Below are 16395 nucleotides of genomic sequence, written 5' to 3'. Positions count from 1 at the left end.
AACTCCGGAATCAAGGAAGGGGGGTAAGGGTCACGTTCCGGACAGCAACCACCGATCGGTACCCCCAAACTCCGATCGCGCCTCGCGCGTTCCACGCGGGGTATTTAATGCCGTTGTCGGGGATCAAATTGTTCAGCTCTTCGTGCGGCTTGGAATATTTCGCCTGAACTTCGGCAATGGGTAACGGCCTAAACCGTGACGTATTGTCGCCCGATCGAATCCACCGGGCCTCAATACCCGCCGGGGTCACGTCGACCTCGATCGTGCGCCACGGCCCCGGAGTTTGATTCGCTTGAGTGAACGGAACAGAAGCCAAACCCATGTAACGGAGACCGAAAGAAACGGTTGGCGATTTCGGAAGGCACACATGGACGAGGCTAGCCCCCTCTGGCCCCGGGGGAGGAAAGCCGGGAGGAGGAGGAGTAGAGAATTCAGTGAACTTGACCAAAAACGCAATTTGGGACCGCCAATTATTGTCGCCAAGGGCGGTCTGCCGGCCGAAGTACAGCCCAACTTCGTGCCCCCCGGGACTGCGCGATCGACCGTCTGAGGTACGAATCACATCCGCCTGCGACAGATCGGCGCGGATGCGATAACGATTGATCGTCGTATCGGGGAGTAGATCGAGCATTGATAGGTCTTGCGTGCTAAACGCGCACGGAGCATTGGCCTTGTCGGGAACAAATTCCGCCGAGCCGAACGCCCATTCGGACCACACGGGCCGCCCCGAATCTTTCACGAGCGTAACCGAGCGGCCGGCAAGAAGTTCTGCCTCTATATACGAGAGCGGCTTGGGCGGAGGGGGAAGCGGGGCGCCAGTGGCCGGCGGCCAGGTACTAAGGCTTATACCGAGGACAAACACACCCACGAGAGCACACACGAGTAACGCAGCCCCGGCCAGCGAACCGCGATTCCGAAGCACCGCCTTCCGTGCCCGGCGCAAGGGCGTGAGCGGCTTGGCGAGAACGGGCTTATCCTCAAGGAAGCGGCCCAAGTCCGCAGCCAGTTCTTCCGCGGTCGCGTACCGAGCACTCGGCTCCTTCTCCAGGCACTTGTGGACGATCGCTTCGAGGTCGACGGAGATTTCGGGGCGCACGGTGCGAATGCGGGTCGGCTCCGCGTGCTCGATTTGCCTAACGATCTTGTGCAGTTCGGACTCCTTGAACGGCGCCCGCCCGGTGAGCGCGTAGTAGAGAGTCGCACCCAAGCCGTAAACATCGGCCGTAGCCTCAACAACGGAAGCTCCGGTAACTTGTTCCGGCGCCATGAAGCCCGGCGTGCCCAAGACCCCGGTACCCTGCGTAACACTGACCGTGCGGTCGAGTTGTTTGGCGAGACCGAAATCGGACAACTTCGGCTCGACATCGGTCAACTGCAGGGTCGCCAAATCAGCAGCCTCACTCGAGTCCGCGGTCCCGTTTTTGAACTGTAGGAGCACGTTCCCCGGTTTAATATCGCGGTGAATGATCTTCGCTTGATTGGCCGCGTGGGTTCCGTGGGCAACGGCCTGAATTAACTTCGCGGCATCCTTTGGAGCGAGCGGGCCACGGGCACCAACGAACCGGGACAGCGTTCCGGGCGAGGCGAACTCCATCGTGTAGTGCGGCGGGTTCTGCTGTAACTTTGCGGCAAAAACGGTAACGACGTTCGGGTGCGTGAGCGAAGCCAGCGTTTCAACCTCGACCTGGAGCCGACCAACGGCACCGGAATCGCCGGGCACGTGGAGCAGTTTGACGGCAACCTGGCGCTTGGTTTCGACGTCGCGCGCGAGGTACACCGCGCCCACTCCGCCGCGCCCGAGTAGGTGGGAAAACACTAACCCCGGCGGGTTCGGCGGGAGCACTTCGGGCGCCGGAGGCGTCGAGCGCACGCGCGCACGTGGTTCGGTAATCTCCGGTACGTCCGTTTCCGCGCGCGGGTTAACGCGCCGGGTTCTCGCACAAACCGAGCACCCGTCACCCGATTCGGGCAGAATCAGGCGCGAGCACTGCGGACACGTTATTGGATTGGTACCCATAGTGTGTTGTGAGCGCGAGTTATTCGAGTGAATGGAGAAGAGTTTACCCGCACGGGAACGCAAACGCAATCTCCGAGAGCGGACTATTTTATTCGGGTTTTTACCCGCTTAAAACAACCGGGTTCTAACCCAGATCCCAGATCAGGACGCGCCCGAAGCGCCCGCCGACGGCCGCGGTCAGCCCGTCGGCCGACACCGCAACGCACATCACGCACTCGAGTTGCCAACTCCAATCGTTAATGAGAGTTCCGGTCGGCACGTCCCACAACTGAATGCGATTGCGCGGCCGCTTCACCAGAAGCCCGCGCCCGTCGGCTACGAACGCAAACGTCCCGGGCCAGTCCCAGTTCCCGCGCTCGTCCTCCACCTGCAAGGTCGATACCGGAGCAAGTACGACGTGTGGTACCGGAGCCGCGGTCGTCGTTTGCGCGGGCGGGTTCGCGCCGTTCTCTCGCTGGACACGCGCGGCGTCCGCCGGAGACTCGTCTTCGTCCGGTTCCGCGTGTTCGCCGATCTCGTACACGCGAAGTGTTGGCCCCTCGTGAATCGCGAACCGCTGCTCACCGGGGCAGAATTTCACCGAACCCGGCCACAAGTGTTTCGGCTTCTCTTCGTCGCGCTGGACCGTGGCGATTACGTTTCCGGTGCGGAGATCGAGCACCACATTCTGACGGGTCGGTCGCGTCCTGGTATCGAGAACCGCGAAGCGACCGTCGGGCGAGAGCGCGTCTACGGCGACCGATCCGTTGTGTTTGTACCCGCGCCACCGGGAACGCGGATTCGTAACCGGATCGGGCTCCCACTGAATCACCCGGCAGTACGGGTCGATCCCCGTCGTGCGCGTGTCGTCAGCGGTCAGAAGCAAATTCCAGTGACAACTCGCGCTGAGAAGTTCCCCCGTCGTTGCGTCGAAAACTTCGACCCACTTCGCGCTCCCGGTCGCAACGAACCGTCCGCCCGCGCAGAACGTAAGTCCTCGGAGAACGTCGCGCCGCGGTTGGGCACATACCGCGATCGTGTGGCCAGTTGCGCGATCGAGGAGTGTGACGCCGTAGTGCGGTTGAGACACCGCGATCGTGTTCCCGTCCGGACTAAAAACGATGTGCGTAACCGGTTGGCGCGTGACCATTTTTAGAGCGATCATGGGCCGCGGTATCCTTCATTCGGGGCGCACGACATCAGAAACGGACGACCGCCGTTCGCGCCGGGTTCGGTCGGAATGGGGGCACACATGAACCGCTGGTTCGACGGGGTGTATTTGGTCGGCCGGTACAACTGGTTGCAAACCGGCGTGTGGGTACTCGCTCACAACGGCGAAGCGGCGGTACTGGAACTCCCGCCGACCAGCCTCGTGGGGGTCGAATTCGGCCCCGGTCCGGCCGCGGACGCGGCAGCGGTCGCACACGAACTCGGGGTCGCGGTGAAATTCCTCCTTTGCACGCACGCGCACCACGACCACTTCAGCACCCGCACGTTCGACGCGATGCGCCAGCGGTTCCCGGAAGCGGCCCCGGTCTTGCAGAGCGGCTTCCGGCAACTCGCCGGCGATTCCGGCCCCCGGTACTTCGATGATGGAGCTACGCTGTTCGTTGGGGGCGAACCGCTGCACCTCGTTCACGCCCCAAAACACAGTCACACCGACACGATGGTGATCTTCCGCGGCGCGGCCTGCACCGGGGACTGGGAACTCAACACGGTGCGCACGGTGAACGAGCGGGTGCCGGTCGAGGCGCGGGTGCGCTCCTGTGACCGCATGATCGAGTTCGTGACCCGCACCGGTTATCGCGTTCACCGCGTGTACTCGGTTCACGCCAACGACCGCCGCGACGGAGTGGACTTCCCCGCACTCATGGCCGACACGCGCACGGACCGTCGGTTGTGGTGAAACGCCCGCGCCCTACCAATAAGGACCGGCACTTCTCCCATCAAAGATTCCCGTGCGTCGCGGTCTGAAGCGCCCGGAATAATGTCGAATGCCGTACTCTCGCCAGAACAGCGATTGAATTTTTTCGTGGCCCTGCTCCTCTAGCCTAACAACGACAATCCGCCAAAATCTACAGCCCCTTGTCAGGAGCTGTTGGTGACCAGCTATGAGGTTCGAGCCGGCCGTTCGCCTCAAACGGCCACGGTCCGCACGAACCGGTCGCTGGCTACCCCTGGCTACTGGCTGCTTCGAGTACGGACACGATCTCTTCCACCTGCCCCGGGTCGTTGAACGCGCGGCGCGCGGCGCGGCGGCGCTCCTGCCACCAGATGCGGAAGAACTCGGGGTCCGCGTCGGGCAGTTCCTGGCGCATTCGGTCCAGTTCGGCCTGTTCGTCCGCACCCAGTTGGAGCTGGTTGTTTTCGTCGAGCGACGGGGACTTGTGCGGTTTCCGCCGCTTGGTTTGCAGGCGCATGAGCTTGCGGCGGGCATAATCGAGCGCGGTCAGGCCGGCGCCGTCGGTCGCGTGGGGATCAGCGCCGTGGGTGAGAAGCGCCCGCACCGTGGCGGCGTTGGGGCACGAACTGCGAATGTTGGCGATGAGCGGAGTGGTGCCTTTGGCGGAGCGGCAGTTGGGATCGACTCCCCACGAGAGCCGCTCCGCGACGAGATCCGCGTCACCACGTAGAGCGGCGAGGTACAGTAGTTTCTCGAACTTGCGACGGAACTCGGGGTTACGGGCCATCGCGCGGAAATCGTCCATGCCGTTCCCCCGCATAAGGCCGCACTGAAGTGATTACCGCGCCCGGTTCCCACAAGAAGCCAGCCGGGCGCGGTGCGTGCTATTAGCCCATCCGCTTCTTGAGTTCGGCGTCCACCGCGTCGAGGTACTGTTCGGTGGTCAGGTACGGCGTCTTGTCGCTGATGAGGATCGCGAGATCCTTCGTCATCTTACCGCCCTCGACCATATCGACGCAGACCTTCTCCACCGTCTCCGCGAACTTCACCACGTCCGGCGTGTCGTCCATCTTCCCGCGGTAGATCAGCCCGCGGGTCCAGGCGTAGATCGACGCGATCGGGTTCGTGCTCGTCGGCTTGCCCTTCTGGTGCTCGCGGTAGTGCCGCGTCACGGTGCCGTGGGCCGCTTCCGCTTCGACCGTCTTACCGTCCGGCGACATCAGCACGCTGGTCATGAGGCCGAGCGAGCCGTATCCCTGCGCCACGGTGTCGCTCTGCACGTCGCCATCATAGTTCTTGCACGCCCACAGGTACCCGCCGGTCCACTTCATGTTCGCGGCCACCATGTCGTCGATCAGCCGGTGCTCGTAGGTGAGCTTCTTGGCGTCGAACTGCGCCTTGAACTCCGTGTCGAAGACCTCCTGGAAGAGGTTCTTGAACCGGCCGTCGTAGACCTTCAGGATCGTGTTCTTCGTCGAGAGGTACACGGAGTAATCGCGGCCGAGGCCGTAGTTGAAGCACGCCCGCGCGAACCCCTTGATGGAGTCGTCGAGGTTGTACATCGCCAGCGTGACACCACCGCCGGGCGCCTTGAACACTTCCTTCTCGATCGCCGGGCCGCCGTCGGCCGGGGTGTAGGTGAGCTTCACTGTGCCCGCGCCAGGAAACAGGATCTCGCTCGCCTTGTACTGGTCGCCGAACCCGTGGCGCGCGACCACGACCGGCTTGTCCCAGTGCTTCACGAGCCGGGGCACGTTCGCGCAAATGATCGGTTCGCGGAAGATGGTGCCGTTGAGGATGTTCCGGATGGTGCCGTTGGGCGACGGGTACATCCGCTTCAGGTTGAACTCCTTGACGCGGGCCTCGTCCGGGGTGATGGTCGCGCACTTCACCGCGACGCCGTACTTCTTCGTCGCTTCCGCGGAGTCGAACGTCACCTTGTCGTCGGTCGCGTCGCGGTGCTCCATACCGAGGTCGTAGTACTTGAGATCGATGTCGAGGTACGGCAGGATGAGCTTCTCGCGGATCTTCTGCCAGATGATGCGGGTCATCTCGTCGCCGTCCATTTCGACGACGGGGTTCTTCACCTTGATCTTGGCCATTGACAGAATCTCCGGGAGGGAACGTGTGCGGCGAGAAGCCATTAGCTTATTTGCGGGGCGGAAGTGCGAACAGAAGGGACCGGCCCGCCGTACCGCGGAGCCTCGGGTTGACCGGCCGCGGTCGTTCCCGGTGGAGATGTGCGAGAGGGGCGAACAGAAGCTACGAAGACGGGACGCCGTTACGCCCCGAACATGCGCGAGAACCAACTGCGACCGCTCGGGCGCGGCGCGGGCACCTGGACCGGTTCGCCCCGGAGTACAGCCGCGCCCCACGTGCCCGCGATCCGCGCCGCGTGTTTGCGCCCGACCCATTTCGCGAGCCGCGCGAAACCGGCGGCCATCTTCGGGCGCCGGCGCTCGATGCCGTGCCCGTCGGACCCGAGCAGGTGAATACAACCGTCCCGCGCCCACCGCTTGAGGGCCGCCTCGAACTCGGGCGCCCACGGCTCCGCGATCGCGCGGGCCGTCACCTGGATCAGGCACCCCGCCTCGACCCACGATTGTGTCAGGGCGGGATCGTCGAGCAGTTCCGCGTAGCGCTCCGCGTGCGCGATGATGAGGCGGACGCCCTCGCCCCGTAGTGCGTCCGCGAGCGGGAGCACGTCGACGAACGCGCCGTGCGGCATCTCCACGAGGAGCCACTGTTTGTGGTCCCCCACGGACATCAGCGTGCCCCCGCGCCACTCGTCGAGCGTGGTGTTCGAGAGCATGACCTCGCCGGTCGGGTACACCGAGAGCGGGATCTTCTTCTCGCTGAGCACGGCCGCGAGCGCCGCGGCGGACGAGCGCAGTCGATCGGCGGTGTTGTCGGGGTAGTTATTGTTCTGGTGCGCGAGTGCGGTCGCGTGGCGCGCCCCCTCGCTCACGAGCATCCGACACATTGCGAGCGCGACGTCCATTGTGGGGGGGCCGTCGTCGAGGCCCGCGAGTAAGTGGACGTGGGTGTCCGCGAGGGGAGTCATGCGATTCGGGAACCGGGCGAGCGTGAAAAAGTAAGTTAAGGAGTTCCGTCCCCGCTCGCCGAAATAGCGAACCAACCGAATCGGGCGGCCTATTCATTCTCTTAGAGCACGGACTGTACCGGCGGGCAGAAAATCCGAAAACGAACAAAGCACGGAACCGGAACGCGGGCCAATAGTTGGGGCCGCGTTCCGGTTCCGTGCTCACCGCTCAGTGCGGGGAGCGAACGGTCGGCTCACCGACCGTTCGCGGGTGACGATTTACTCGCCGGCCGGGTCTTTGCCGTTGACCCACGGGCCTTCGAGCTTCTGGTACGCCGGCGCCTCCAGCAAGCTGCCCTTGTCGCCGGCCTTCCAGCCCTGAACCTGGTTCGGCTTGCCGCGCTTCTTGCTCCGGGCCTCCCACCGGCTCGCCCAGCTCGCGTCCGCTTCCTTCGGGGCGCGCGTTTCCTTGTCCCAGAACAGCGCCTTGCCGTACCGGTAGCTCTGCACACCCATGTTGACCGTCGCGAACGCCGCGGCGCCGAGTTCCGGGGTGCTGAGCGTCGTGCGGTTGCGGGTGCGAACGCACTCGAGGAAGTTCTCCCACAGGGCGTAGGTGGCGTCGCCCTTCTTCGGGTTCTCGAACACGTGGACCGGCTTGTCCTCGCCGTTGTTGCTCTTGGGCTTGGCCGGGCCGCCGGCGATGTTCTGCCCGTACACCGAGAAGCCCTTGATGAAGTCGCCGCCGCCGTCGAACTTGATGGTCGCGAGGTGGCCGCGGATCATCTCACCGAACTGCACGTCGTTGCACATCGTCGCGCCGACGATGAACTGGCAGCCCTCGTCGTAGTCGGCGACCACGGTGGCCACGTCCGGCACGTCGCGGCCGTCGTACTCGAGGTACAGGCCGCCGGCGCCCACCACGCGGGCCGGGAACCGCAGCCCCATCGCCGCGATCATGTGCGTCGTCTGGTGGACGAAGAGGTCCGTGTACATGCCGCCGCCGAACGGCCAGTAGCAGCGCCACTGGGCCCAGATCGCCCGGTCGAACGCCTGCTCCTGCGGGGTCGGCCCGAGGGGGGCGCCGTCCACGCTCTGGAACTTGTGCCCGAGCCACATGTCCCAGTCGATCGTCTTCGGGCTCATGTCCTTGGTGAGCGGGTAGTACCGCCACTGGCCGACCGAGCTGTTGCGGAAGTAGCTGGTCTGGCCCTGCATCACCTTACCGATGTTGCCGGCGGCGACGTACTCGTGCGCGGCCAGCCAGGTCGGGTCGGCCATGCTCTGCACGCCGACGGTGACCACCTTGTTCGTCTTCGCCGCGGTGTCGACGACCGCGATCGCTTCGGCGATCGTCTTGGTCATCGGCTTCTCCATGTACACGTCCTTGCCCGCGTTCATGGCGTCGATCGCCATGCGCGCGTGCCAGTGGTCCGGGGTGGCGATGCACACCAGATCCACGTCCTTCTGCTCGAGGATCGTGCGGTAGTCCTTCGACACGTGGTTCTTGTCGGTCTTGTCCAGCCCGCACTTATCGGCCGACGGGTACAGCCCGCGCCCCTGGATCACGCCCTTCTTCACCTCGCCGTCCCACACGTCGCACACCGCGGCCGGCGCGACCGCCTTGCCCTCCTTCTGCATCTGGAGGATGACGCCGATGTGCTGTTGGCACCGGCCGCCCACGCCGAGGAAGCCGACCCGCAGCTTCTCGTTCGCGGCCTTGATCTTCGCGTAGCTGGCGGCGGGCAGGCTCATCGCGGCCCCGGCCGCGGCGCTGCCGGCGATGAACGTCCGGCGGTTCACTGAGGACTTCGACACGGTAAGCACTCCTGAGTGAGAGGATCAGTGTTTTCAGTGGGGCGGCTCGCGACCGCAAAACCAGTGGCAGCGAACCCGGTCACCAACCACCACACTGAAATCGGGACTTTTGAGGCGGAGAATCACAAATCTTTGGCGGGACGACGTTACTTTTTCTTCTGCCCTAACAGCCACTTGTACAGTTCGTCGGTGCCGTAGGCCATGTCCCACGAGTTGTGACCGACCTTCGGGTACTCGGTGTACTTCGGTTCCGCGCCCGCCTTCTTGAGCGCGTCGATCATCTCGCGCGAGCGCTCGACCTTCACGGCGGTGTCCGCGTCCCCGTGGAAGCACCAGCACGGGATGCTCTTGATCTTGTCCGCTTCCTTCGGGTTGCCGCCCCCGCACACCGGGACGATCGCGGCCCAGCGGTCCGGGTGCGCGGTGGCGATGCTCCAGGTACCGTACCCGCCCATCGACAGCCCGCTGAGGATCTGCTGCTTCGGGTCGGTCTTGTACTCTTTCTGCACCGCGTCGAGCATTGCCAGCGCCCGCTTGCCGTCGTCGGACGTCGCGCTCCACGTGCGCTTCTCCGATTGCGGGATCACGACGATGAACGGGAACGTTGCTTCGCGCTTCTTGATCGCCTCCCCGAGCCCGACCTCGACCGGCATCTTCTGCCCGCCCTTGGTCTCACCGGACCCGTGCAGGAACAGGATCGTGGGGTACTCCTTCGTGCCGTCGTAGCTCTTGGGGACGAACACCACGTAAGGTGAGGTGCTGCCGTCCGCGTTCTTGAATGTTTTGTCAATGAAGCCGGTTTTCGGCTTCTCGTCGGCCCGAACCGGCCGCACCGCGACGAGCGCGAGCAGTACGACCGCGGAGAGGAACAGGGAGCGCATGAAGGACTCCGGAGAGGGGCGGTGCGGTAAAGCCTATCAAACCGCTATTCGGCCCGCCAGCACGCACGCGAAAATGCCGCCCGTCTCTCGTCTAGACGATTGATTATGTGTGCGGCGTGCGTAACGGGCCGGAGGTTCGGAACGGATTGTTGTGCCGGCGGCTGATTGTGATTACCTTGGTAACGAAGCGCTACGTTTCCCGTACCGAATCGTGCGGATTACTGGTCTTCTGTAGCCGGCCTCTGTGAGGCCGGGGAGCCACAAACTGTGGACCTCCCGGCCTCGCAGAGGCCGGCTACAGAAACCAATCAAAACGAGACGGTATCAGCCTGTCAGCGACCGCGCGACCTCGATCTGTAGCTCCGCCGAGATAACCCATGACGTTGCGCGAGCGGTTGCGTGGTATACCCGCCGACGCCTGGTGGGGGTACGCGACCGCGGCGGCATTCGGCGCGTGGTTCATTTCGTGTGTGCTCGTTGGTCCCGACCTGCTCTTGCTCGCGTTCGGGTGCCTCACCCTTCCGGTGTTGGCAGTCGTCACCCTCGTACTCGCGTACCAACTTGCGGTTCGCCGGGCAAAGAAGGCGAGAGCCTTACCGCTGTTTCTGATGCTGGGGTGCGTGACGGTCCTTGTTGGCGCTCCGGGCGTGACGGTGGAACTGCACCTGATCGCCAGTGTGTACTGGGCCGGCGGTCCCAACGCGCTCAACGACTGGGCACAAGATGTGATGAACGAACAGAAGGCAGAGCGCGAATCCGGAAAGGCCGATACCGAGCAGCCCCACCAAAGGATTACCCCGGCTTACGGGGGTGGGTCCGTGCCGGCCCACCGCTTCTGGTCGAATACGGGGCCGGGCACTTTCACTATGGAATCGTGGTGTATCCCAGAGGGGAGGGCCCGCCGACCGCGTGGTGGCAGCGGATAGTAGGGTGGCCTCCCGAGGTCGTGACTTACCAGGAGAGCTGAGGCAGCGCTTTTAAACCCGGCGCCGGTTGTCCCACCAAAGCCGGGCCTCGCGTGTTACTTCACGCGGACCTCGACCGGGCGCTCCAGTGCCCGCAGCGCCCCGTGTCGTCGCGCCAGCGGGCGCGCACGCGGTACTCGCCCGGCGCCTTGAACACGTCCGCGGGGATGTCGATCGCGCGGCCCGTGGCCTCTTCCTTCCGCCAGTGGTCGTCGAGTTCGTACCAGCCGAGTTGCCCCACACGACCCACGCGCCACTCCAGCGCCACCGACTTGCGCCCGGCCGGGGAGACGAACGCCGCCGCCTCGAACCGGAACTTCCCGTCGGGCCGCTCGACGGTCGGTTTCGCGGGGATCTTGTCGTCCTTGGCTTCGTGGGCCAGGTAGCCCCACCCGTAACCGCGCTGGTCGCCGTCGTTCGGGGCGTAGTTCTTCGTCGGGCGCGAGTCGGTGCAGAAATCGACGAGGTACTTGCGGAAGCCGGCAAAATCGTTGGTCGCCAGTGTTCGCGTCCACTTCCCGCCGAAGTGATCGGCACTGGACGGGTTCACGAAGTACGCCCCCTTCGGGTTGATCCGCGGGGAGAAGTTCCAGCGCGCCTCGTCGAGCCGCGGCCAATCGACATCGTGCTTCTTCGGCGTGAGGGCCGCGCTCAGGTCCGACACCAGTTGCCCCACCTGCCCGCCGCGGTCGGTACCGTCGGCCGCGAACAGGTCGAGGATCTCGCGGGCGCGGTTGCGGTACTCGATCGCGATCGCGGGGTGGTTGAGGCACCCGATGGCCTCGATGTGGCCCGGTTGGTGGTGCCGCGGAACGAACGTCATGTCCATGTCCCACGGGATCGGCGCCCACCGGCCATCGGGATGGCGGTAGTACCCGTGGTTGCCGTCGGGCCGCAGGTCCACGTTGCCCAACAGCCGGTTCAGCGCGTGGAAGCTGTAGTACGCGGGCAGGTCGAGGTTCTTCCGCCACCACTCTTCCTTCGGGTTCGACCGCATCCCGTTGAGGAACGTCTCCCACTCTTTCTGGGCCTGGTCGCCGGTGATGGTCTTGGGCGTGTGCTTGATTCCGCTTTGCGCGCTGACCGTCAACCCGTCCGGCAGCTTGCGGTCGGCGAGCAACTTCGGCTCCATGTCGCCCAGGGCCACGTACAGCCCCCACAAGTCGCCCGCGAACTGGTCCTTCGGCACCTCGGTGGCGCCCGTGACCACGCGCCACTGCACCCACGTCGCGGGCTGGCTGGGGACGCCCGCGAGCCGGTACGAGCGCATCGAGAGCACCTCGTCCATACCCGCGATGCCGCGGTGGACGGGCAGGTACGGGGTGGACTGCCCCGGGTTGAGGTCGAGCCCCCTGCACGCGGCCGGGAACGGCTTGTCATCGTGATCGGCGAAGGGAACCTCGTGCCCGCGGTTGAACTTCAGCCCCCACTTGTTCTTGCCGGCGATGTGGGCACTCCCCTGACCGCGGTTGCTGTACTGGATGTGGTCGTACACCACGCCGCGGTAGACGAGCGTGCCCTGCTGTTTCTGCTTGTGGAAGTTGCCGTCCCACTGACTTTTCGCGACGTCTTCGGCCCGCGCGAGCAGGTGAAGGGTTTGCAGCGTGCCGAGGAACGCCGCGGGGAACTTCACGACAGGGGCTTTGCCCGGCTCGCGCGAGCCGGACCACATGGCCGGCCCCGCATCGCACCACCACGCGAAGTTGGGGCAGGTGTCGTCGGCCTCGGGCGCCTGGATCGCTTTGCCGTCCCGACCGACTGCCGTAACGCGATACCGCACCAGCCAGCGGTGCTTCTGGTACGTAGCCGGGACGCGCGCGCTGTACACGCCGTCGCCGGCCTTCGCGTCCCCCTCCTTGCCGTCGTCGCGCAGTGACAGGTCGAACCAGTTCTTCTCGTATTCGGCGTCGCCCTTGCGGATGTACTTTCCGGGCGCGACGAGTTGGAGTTTCAGGACCGGTTTGGTTACGCCCTCCGCCAACCGCACGGTGACGAGGACCGACGCGCCGGGCTTCGGCGCGACCGGTTCGTGTTGCACGTGGCTGATCGCAGCGGCCTTCTCCGGGTCGGCGGCAATGGAGGGCATCGCGACAAAGCACAAGGCGATCAGAGCAAGGACGCGCATTGGACGATACTCTCGATGAGCGTAAGGAGCCGCCAGATACCCAACACGGCAACACGAACTGCGCTACCACGCATCGCGTTTTCGCACAATCCGCGCAGGCGCCAAGTAATTCAACAGATTCTACTGTTACTGAGAGGCACTACGAACCCACGCTCCACGCAAAACATTCTTGAGCACCGAACACACCTAAACAGACAGTCGCCTACCCCTACGACCACGATCTAGCGTCTCGCAGTTCTTTCCAGAATTGTAACGCCGATGGAATTCGCAAATGCGTGTGACACTGCAGCGCTTTAGCAATTATCGGTCCGTATGGCGATGGCAATTGTTTGGCCCTGCTACTAGGCACACCATTGACGATCTGTTCGTGTGTGAACCGTTGGTCGGTCTTCGTAAGCAGTGAAAGAAGTAGCAAACCTGTGTGATAAATATCTGTGTGTTTCCCGACCTGACCGAACTGAACAGGCGCGAGGCATTCGGGTGGAAGCATCCATTGAGCCATGACGGTTCCGAACGCTCGGATCTCCGCTTCCAATTTACTAATCCCGAAATCACTAATTTTGAACACTAGATCAGGCGCAGCCTCGGGTTCAATACGATTATTCACGCGCGTCACCAGGATATTTTTAGCATGTAAATCCTTATGGACGTACTGTTCGCCATGTATGAAATGTAACCCTTGCAAGATGTCACGGGCAATGTATGGAAGCCAGGCCTCGCCCTCAACATCAGAAAATGTGATAAATTTCTCAAGCGTTAAATCGCAACGCTCGACTATTATATAAAATGTATTTCGGTATTCAAATGCCTCGTGGACATACGTAATATTGGGGTGACGGAACGTAATTAGATTCATCAACTCCCGATGCCAATTATCTCGCACTTCTGCGTAACTCTGGTTGCGGGGAATTAGTACCTTTGCGGCGAGGTTGTTTCCCCACTCATCAACGCATTGAAACACACGTGCGAACGTGCCTTCTGCTATTTCCTGCCCCAGACGGTATTGGTGATTGTTATGAACAATCACTTCCCCATCAGCCGGTAGCGTGGGCTGTTTAGGTGGCGCAACGGGAAAATTCCAACTCGCCATTGTCGAGTCTCCAAAATGTGCATCTAAATGTCCACCACGATTAGTAGCTGAGAGCATGGGTTGACCGTTCAGGGCCAGAAACGGGATGTGGCTAGCGGTCGAGCCGCTTCCTGGACAGGGAGGGCTAACGGGCCGGTGACCGACTCCGGATAAGGATCGGGTAAACAAACATCCCAGTAGCAACCCAACGAAGAGGCCAAAGGCGACGCTTCGTGACTTATCTCTGGATATCGATCCAGGATAACTCACCCGCCCTGCTCTCGACATCACTTTACGCACGCGACAGGGATTTCCGCGGTGGTATCTCGTGCCACTCGCGGGGCCGTGTAGGATGTCAGGGAACAGAACACGCGGTTCTCGGGCACGTCGTCATCATGAACGATCTCGCTGGTAAGAAGGCGCTGGTGTGCGGCGGCTCGCAGGGTATCGGCCTCGCGGCAGCGCGGGAACTCGCGGCGCGCGGAGCGGAAGTCACGGTGCTCGCGCGCTCCGAGCCACCGGGTGAAGATCAGTTCGCGTTTCTGCGTGCGGACCTGCAACAGATCGAAGCTCTCATTCCCGCGCTGGAAAGTCAGTTACAGTCGGCGCCCGCGTTCAGCATTCTCGTGAACAATAGTGGCGGTCCGCCGCCCGGTCCCATTGTGGACGCGACGTCCGAACAGTTCCTCACGGCGTTCAAACAGCAAGTCCTCGCCGCGCACCTCCTCACGCAGTGGACGCTTCCTGCGATGAAGACCCAGGGGTACGGCCGCATCATCAACGTCGTCTCCACGAGCGTCCGAGAGCCGATCGAGGGCTTGGGCGTGTCGAACACCATTCGCGGCGCGACCGCGTCGTGGGCGAAAACGCTGTCGCGTGAGGTCGGCAAGTTCGGCGTGACCGTGAACAACGTGCTCCCCGGCGCCACGCGGACCGCGCGCCTGGAGGCGATCATCAAGCGGAAGGCCGGCGCGAGCGGCAAACCGCAAGAAGAAATCGAAGCCCACATGCGCGCGGAGATCCCGGCCGGCCGGTTCGCCGAACCGACCGAGATCGGGGCCGTGATCGCGTTCCTCGCGTCGCCCGCGGCGGGGTACATTTCCGGCGTGAGTGTTCCGGTGGACGGCGGGAGGTTGCACTGTGTCTGAGCGCGAGCGCCTGCAGAACTACATCGAGGGCCGGTTCGTCGCACCCGTGCGCGGCGAGTACCTGCCCGTTTACGAACCCGCGACCGGGCGCCAGTTCGCCGAGGTCGCGTCGTCCGACCGGGCGGACGTGGACGCCGCGTGCATCGCGGCCGAGCGCGCGGCCCGCGGGTGGCGCGAGACGCCGGTCGAGAAGCGCGCTGTGATCCTCGACGCGATCGCGAACAAGCTGGAAGCGCAAATCGAGCGCTTCGCCGGCGCGGAATCGAAAGACAACGGCAAGCCGGTGTCACTGGCACGGGCCGTAGACATCCCGCGCGCGGTGTCGAACTTCCGGTTCTTCGCGGGGGCGGTTCAGCACTTCGCGAGCGAGTGCCACCCGACGTCCGCCGACGTGCTGAACTACACACTCCGCACTCCGCTCGGCGTGGTGGGGTGCATCTCGCCGTGGAACCTCCCGCTGTACCTGTTCACGTGGAAGATCGCGCCCGCGCTCGCGAGCGGGAACTGCGTGGTCGCGAAGCCGAGCGAAATGACCCCCGTAACCGCGACGATGTTCGCCGAACTGTGCGGCGAAGCGGGGTTACCCCCGGGGGTGCTGAACATCGTTCACGGCACCGGCCCCGATGTGGGCGAAGTGATCTGCACGCACCCCACCATCAAGGCCGTCTCGTTCACCGGGGGAACGAAGACCGGCGCCCGGATCGCCTCCGTCGCGGCGCCGCTATTCAAGAAACTCTCGCTCGAACTCGGCGGGAAGAACCCGGTGCTCGTTTTCGACGACTGTGCGTTCGACGAAATGCTCGCGACCACGCTGCGCTCGTCCTTCAGCAACCAGGGCGAAATCTGCCTGTGCGGGTCGCGCATCTTCGTGCAGGACGCGATCTACGAGCGCTTCAAAACCGAGTTCGTGGCGCGGGCGAAGAAACTCCGCGTCGGCGACCCACTGGAGCCGACGACCGAACAAGGCGCGCTCGTTTCCGAGCAGCATCATGCGAAGGTGCGCAGCTACCTCGACCTCGCGCGCAAAGAGGGCGGTACCGTTCTCTGTGGCGGCGAAGTGATCTCTCCTCCAGGTCGGTGCGCGAACGGCTGGTTCCTCTCGCCTGCGGTCATTGAAGGGCTGCCGCACAACTGTCGCACGAGCCAGGAAGAGATCTTCGGCCCGGTCGCGTCGCTGTACCGCTTCAAGACCGAAGATGAGGCGATCGCGCTCGCGAACGACACGCCCTACGGCCTCGCGTCCGTGGTGTGGACGCGCTCGCTCGACCGCGCCCACCGCGTCGCCGCGAACCTGCACGCGGGGATCACCTGGGTGAATTGCTGGATGGTGCGCGACTTGAGAACACCCTTCGGTGGGGTCAAACAGTCGGGCGTCGGGCGCGAGGGCGGTTGGGAAGCGCTCCGCTTCTTCACCGAACCGAAGAACGTGTGCCTCAAATTGTCGTAG

The 16395-nt window shown here is 63.8% G+C and carries 13 protein-coding genes; 4 read left to right on the top strand and 9 right to left on the bottom strand.

Features of this window, described 5'->3' with window-relative positions; all coding sequences use genetic code 11:
• Positions 1 to 10: 10 nt before the first annotated feature.
• Positions 11 to 1870, bottom strand: coding sequence for a serine/threonine protein kinase (locus VT84_RS03870; RefSeq protein ID WP_162271578.1), 1860 nt, complete (start codon positions 1868 to 1870; stop codon positions 11 to 13).
• A 271-nt stretch (positions 1871 to 2141) separates the two neighbouring features.
• Entirely contained in the window at positions 2142 to 3161 is a 1020-nt protein-coding gene (locus tag VT84_RS03865) for a WD40 repeat domain-containing protein (RefSeq protein ID WP_082838577.1), read from the bottom strand.
• Between the two features lie 87 nt (positions 3162 to 3248).
• On the opposite strand from VT84_RS03865, the gene VT84_RS03860 reads away from it, so the two are divergent.
• Entirely contained in the window at positions 3249 to 3902 is a 654-nt protein-coding gene (locus tag VT84_RS03860) for a hypothetical protein (protein ID WP_052553270.1), read from the top strand.
• Positions 3903 to 4167: 265 nt separating this feature from the next.
• On the opposite strand, the gene VT84_RS03855 is transcribed toward VT84_RS03860, so the two are convergent.
• From VT84_RS03855 to VT84_RS03835, 5 genes are all read right to left on the bottom strand, one after another.
• Positions 4168 to 4704: an ankyrin repeat domain-containing protein gene (locus VT84_RS03855; protein WP_157469170.1), complete on the bottom strand. Its 537-nt coding sequence runs from the start codon at positions 4702 to 4704 to the stop codon at positions 4168 to 4170.
• Between the two features lie 82 nt (positions 4705 to 4786).
• Positions 4787 to 6001 carry an NADP-dependent isocitrate dehydrogenase gene (locus tag VT84_RS03850; protein WP_052553274.1) on the bottom strand — a complete coding sequence of 405 codons (1215 nt, stop codon included), beginning with the start codon at positions 5999 to 6001 and terminating at the stop codon, positions 4787 to 4789.
• A gap of 179 nt (positions 6002 to 6180) precedes the next feature.
• Positions 6181 to 6963, bottom strand: coding sequence for a tyrosine-protein phosphatase (locus VT84_RS03845; protein WP_082838576.1), 783 nt, complete (start codon positions 6961 to 6963; stop codon positions 6181 to 6183).
• A 258-nt stretch (positions 6964 to 7221) separates the two neighbouring features.
• Positions 7222 to 8760: a Gfo/Idh/MocA family protein gene (locus tag VT84_RS03840; protein WP_082838575.1), complete on the bottom strand. Its 1539-nt coding sequence runs from the start codon at positions 8758 to 8760 to the stop codon at positions 7222 to 7224.
• A gap of 146 nt (positions 8761 to 8906) precedes the next feature.
• Positions 8907 to 9641: a prolyl oligopeptidase family serine peptidase gene (locus VT84_RS03835; RefSeq protein ID WP_082838574.1), complete on the bottom strand. Its 735-nt coding sequence runs from the start codon at positions 9639 to 9641 to the stop codon at positions 8907 to 8909.
• Positions 9642 to 10018: 377 nt separating this feature from the next.
• Between VT84_RS03835 and VT84_RS03830 the strand changes: the two genes are divergently transcribed.
• Positions 10019 to 10567 carry a hypothetical protein gene (locus VT84_RS03830; RefSeq protein ID WP_082838573.1) on the top strand — a complete coding sequence of 183 codons (549 nt, stop codon included), beginning with the start codon at positions 10019 to 10021 and terminating at the stop codon, positions 10565 to 10567.
• Positions 10568 to 10667: 100 nt separating this feature from the next.
• Here VT84_RS03830 and VT84_RS03825 read toward each other — a convergent pair whose 3' ends face one another.
• Complete coding sequence (locus VT84_RS03825) at positions 10668 to 12731, bottom strand: choice-of-anchor X domain-containing protein (protein ID WP_082838572.1); 2064 nt, start codon at positions 12729 to 12731, stop codon at positions 10668 to 10670.
• A 208-nt stretch (positions 12732 to 12939) separates the two neighbouring features.
• The gene (locus VT84_RS03820; protein ID WP_082838571.1) at positions 12940 to 13821 is read right to left on the bottom strand and encodes a protein kinase family protein; all 882 of its coding nucleotides are present in this window, start codon (positions 13819 to 13821) and stop codon (positions 12940 to 12942) included.
• Positions 13822 to 14195: 374 nt separating this feature from the next.
• Here VT84_RS03820 and VT84_RS03815 point away from each other — a divergent pair, with 374 nt between their 5' ends.
• Together VT84_RS03815 and VT84_RS03810 are read left to right on the top strand one after the other, a co-directional pair.
• Positions 14196 to 14948, top strand: coding sequence for an SDR family oxidoreductase (locus VT84_RS03815; protein ID WP_082838570.1), 753 nt, complete (start codon positions 14196 to 14198; stop codon positions 14946 to 14948).
• Positions 14941 to 16395, top strand: a complete 1455-nt coding sequence (locus VT84_RS03810) for an aldehyde dehydrogenase (RefSeq protein WP_052553290.1) — start codon at positions 14941 to 14943, stop codon at positions 16393 to 16395. Before VT84_RS03815 ends, VT84_RS03810 begins: the two co-directional genes overlap by 8 nt.

The sequence above is a fragment of the Gemmata sp. SH-PL17 genome, assembly GCF_001610855.1.
Lineage (GTDB): Bacteria > Planctomycetota > Planctomycetia > Gemmatales > Gemmataceae > Gemmata > Gemmata massiliana.
The sequence above is the reverse complement of the archived record's forward strand: the minus strand, read 5'-3'. Positions and strand labels throughout refer to the sequence as shown.

Bases quoted from the DNA above. Each gene is read 5' to 3' on its own strand.
- VT84_RS03845 (WP_082838576.1), bottom strand. From the start codon at position 6,963: ATGACTCCCCTCGCGGACACCCACGTCCACTTACTCGCGGGCCTCGAC.
- VT84_RS03835 (WP_082838574.1), bottom strand. From the start codon at position 9,641: ATGCGCTCCCTGTTCCTCTCCGCGGTCGTACTGCTCGCGCTCGTCGCG.
- VT84_RS03820 (WP_082838571.1), bottom strand. From the start codon at position 13,821: ATGGCGAGTTGGAATTTTCCCGTTGCGCCACCTAAACAGCCCACGCTA.
- VT84_RS03855 (WP_157469170.1), bottom strand. From the start codon at position 4,704: ATGGACGATTTCCGCGCGATGGCCCGTAACCCCGAGTTCCGTCGCAAG.
- VT84_RS03850 (WP_052553274.1), bottom strand. From the start codon at position 6,001: ATGGCCAAGATCAAGGTGAAGAACCCCGTCGTCGAAATGGACGGCGAC.
- VT84_RS03865 (WP_082838577.1), bottom strand. From the start codon at position 3,161: ATGATCGCTCTAAAAATGGTCACGCGCCAACCGGTTACGCACATCGTT.
- VT84_RS03860 (WP_052553270.1), top strand. From the start codon at position 3,249: ATGAACCGCTGGTTCGACGGGGTGTATTTGGTCGGCCGGTACAACTGG.
- VT84_RS03830 (WP_082838573.1), top strand. From the start codon at position 10,019: ATGACGTTGCGCGAGCGGTTGCGTGGTATACCCGCCGACGCCTGGTGG.
- VT84_RS03815 (WP_082838570.1), top strand. From the start codon at position 14,196: ATGAACGATCTCGCTGGTAAGAAGGCGCTGGTGTGCGGCGGCTCGCAG.
- VT84_RS03825 (WP_082838572.1), bottom strand. From the start codon at position 12,731: ATGCGCGTCCTTGCTCTGATCGCCTTGTGCTTTGTCGCGATGCCCTCC.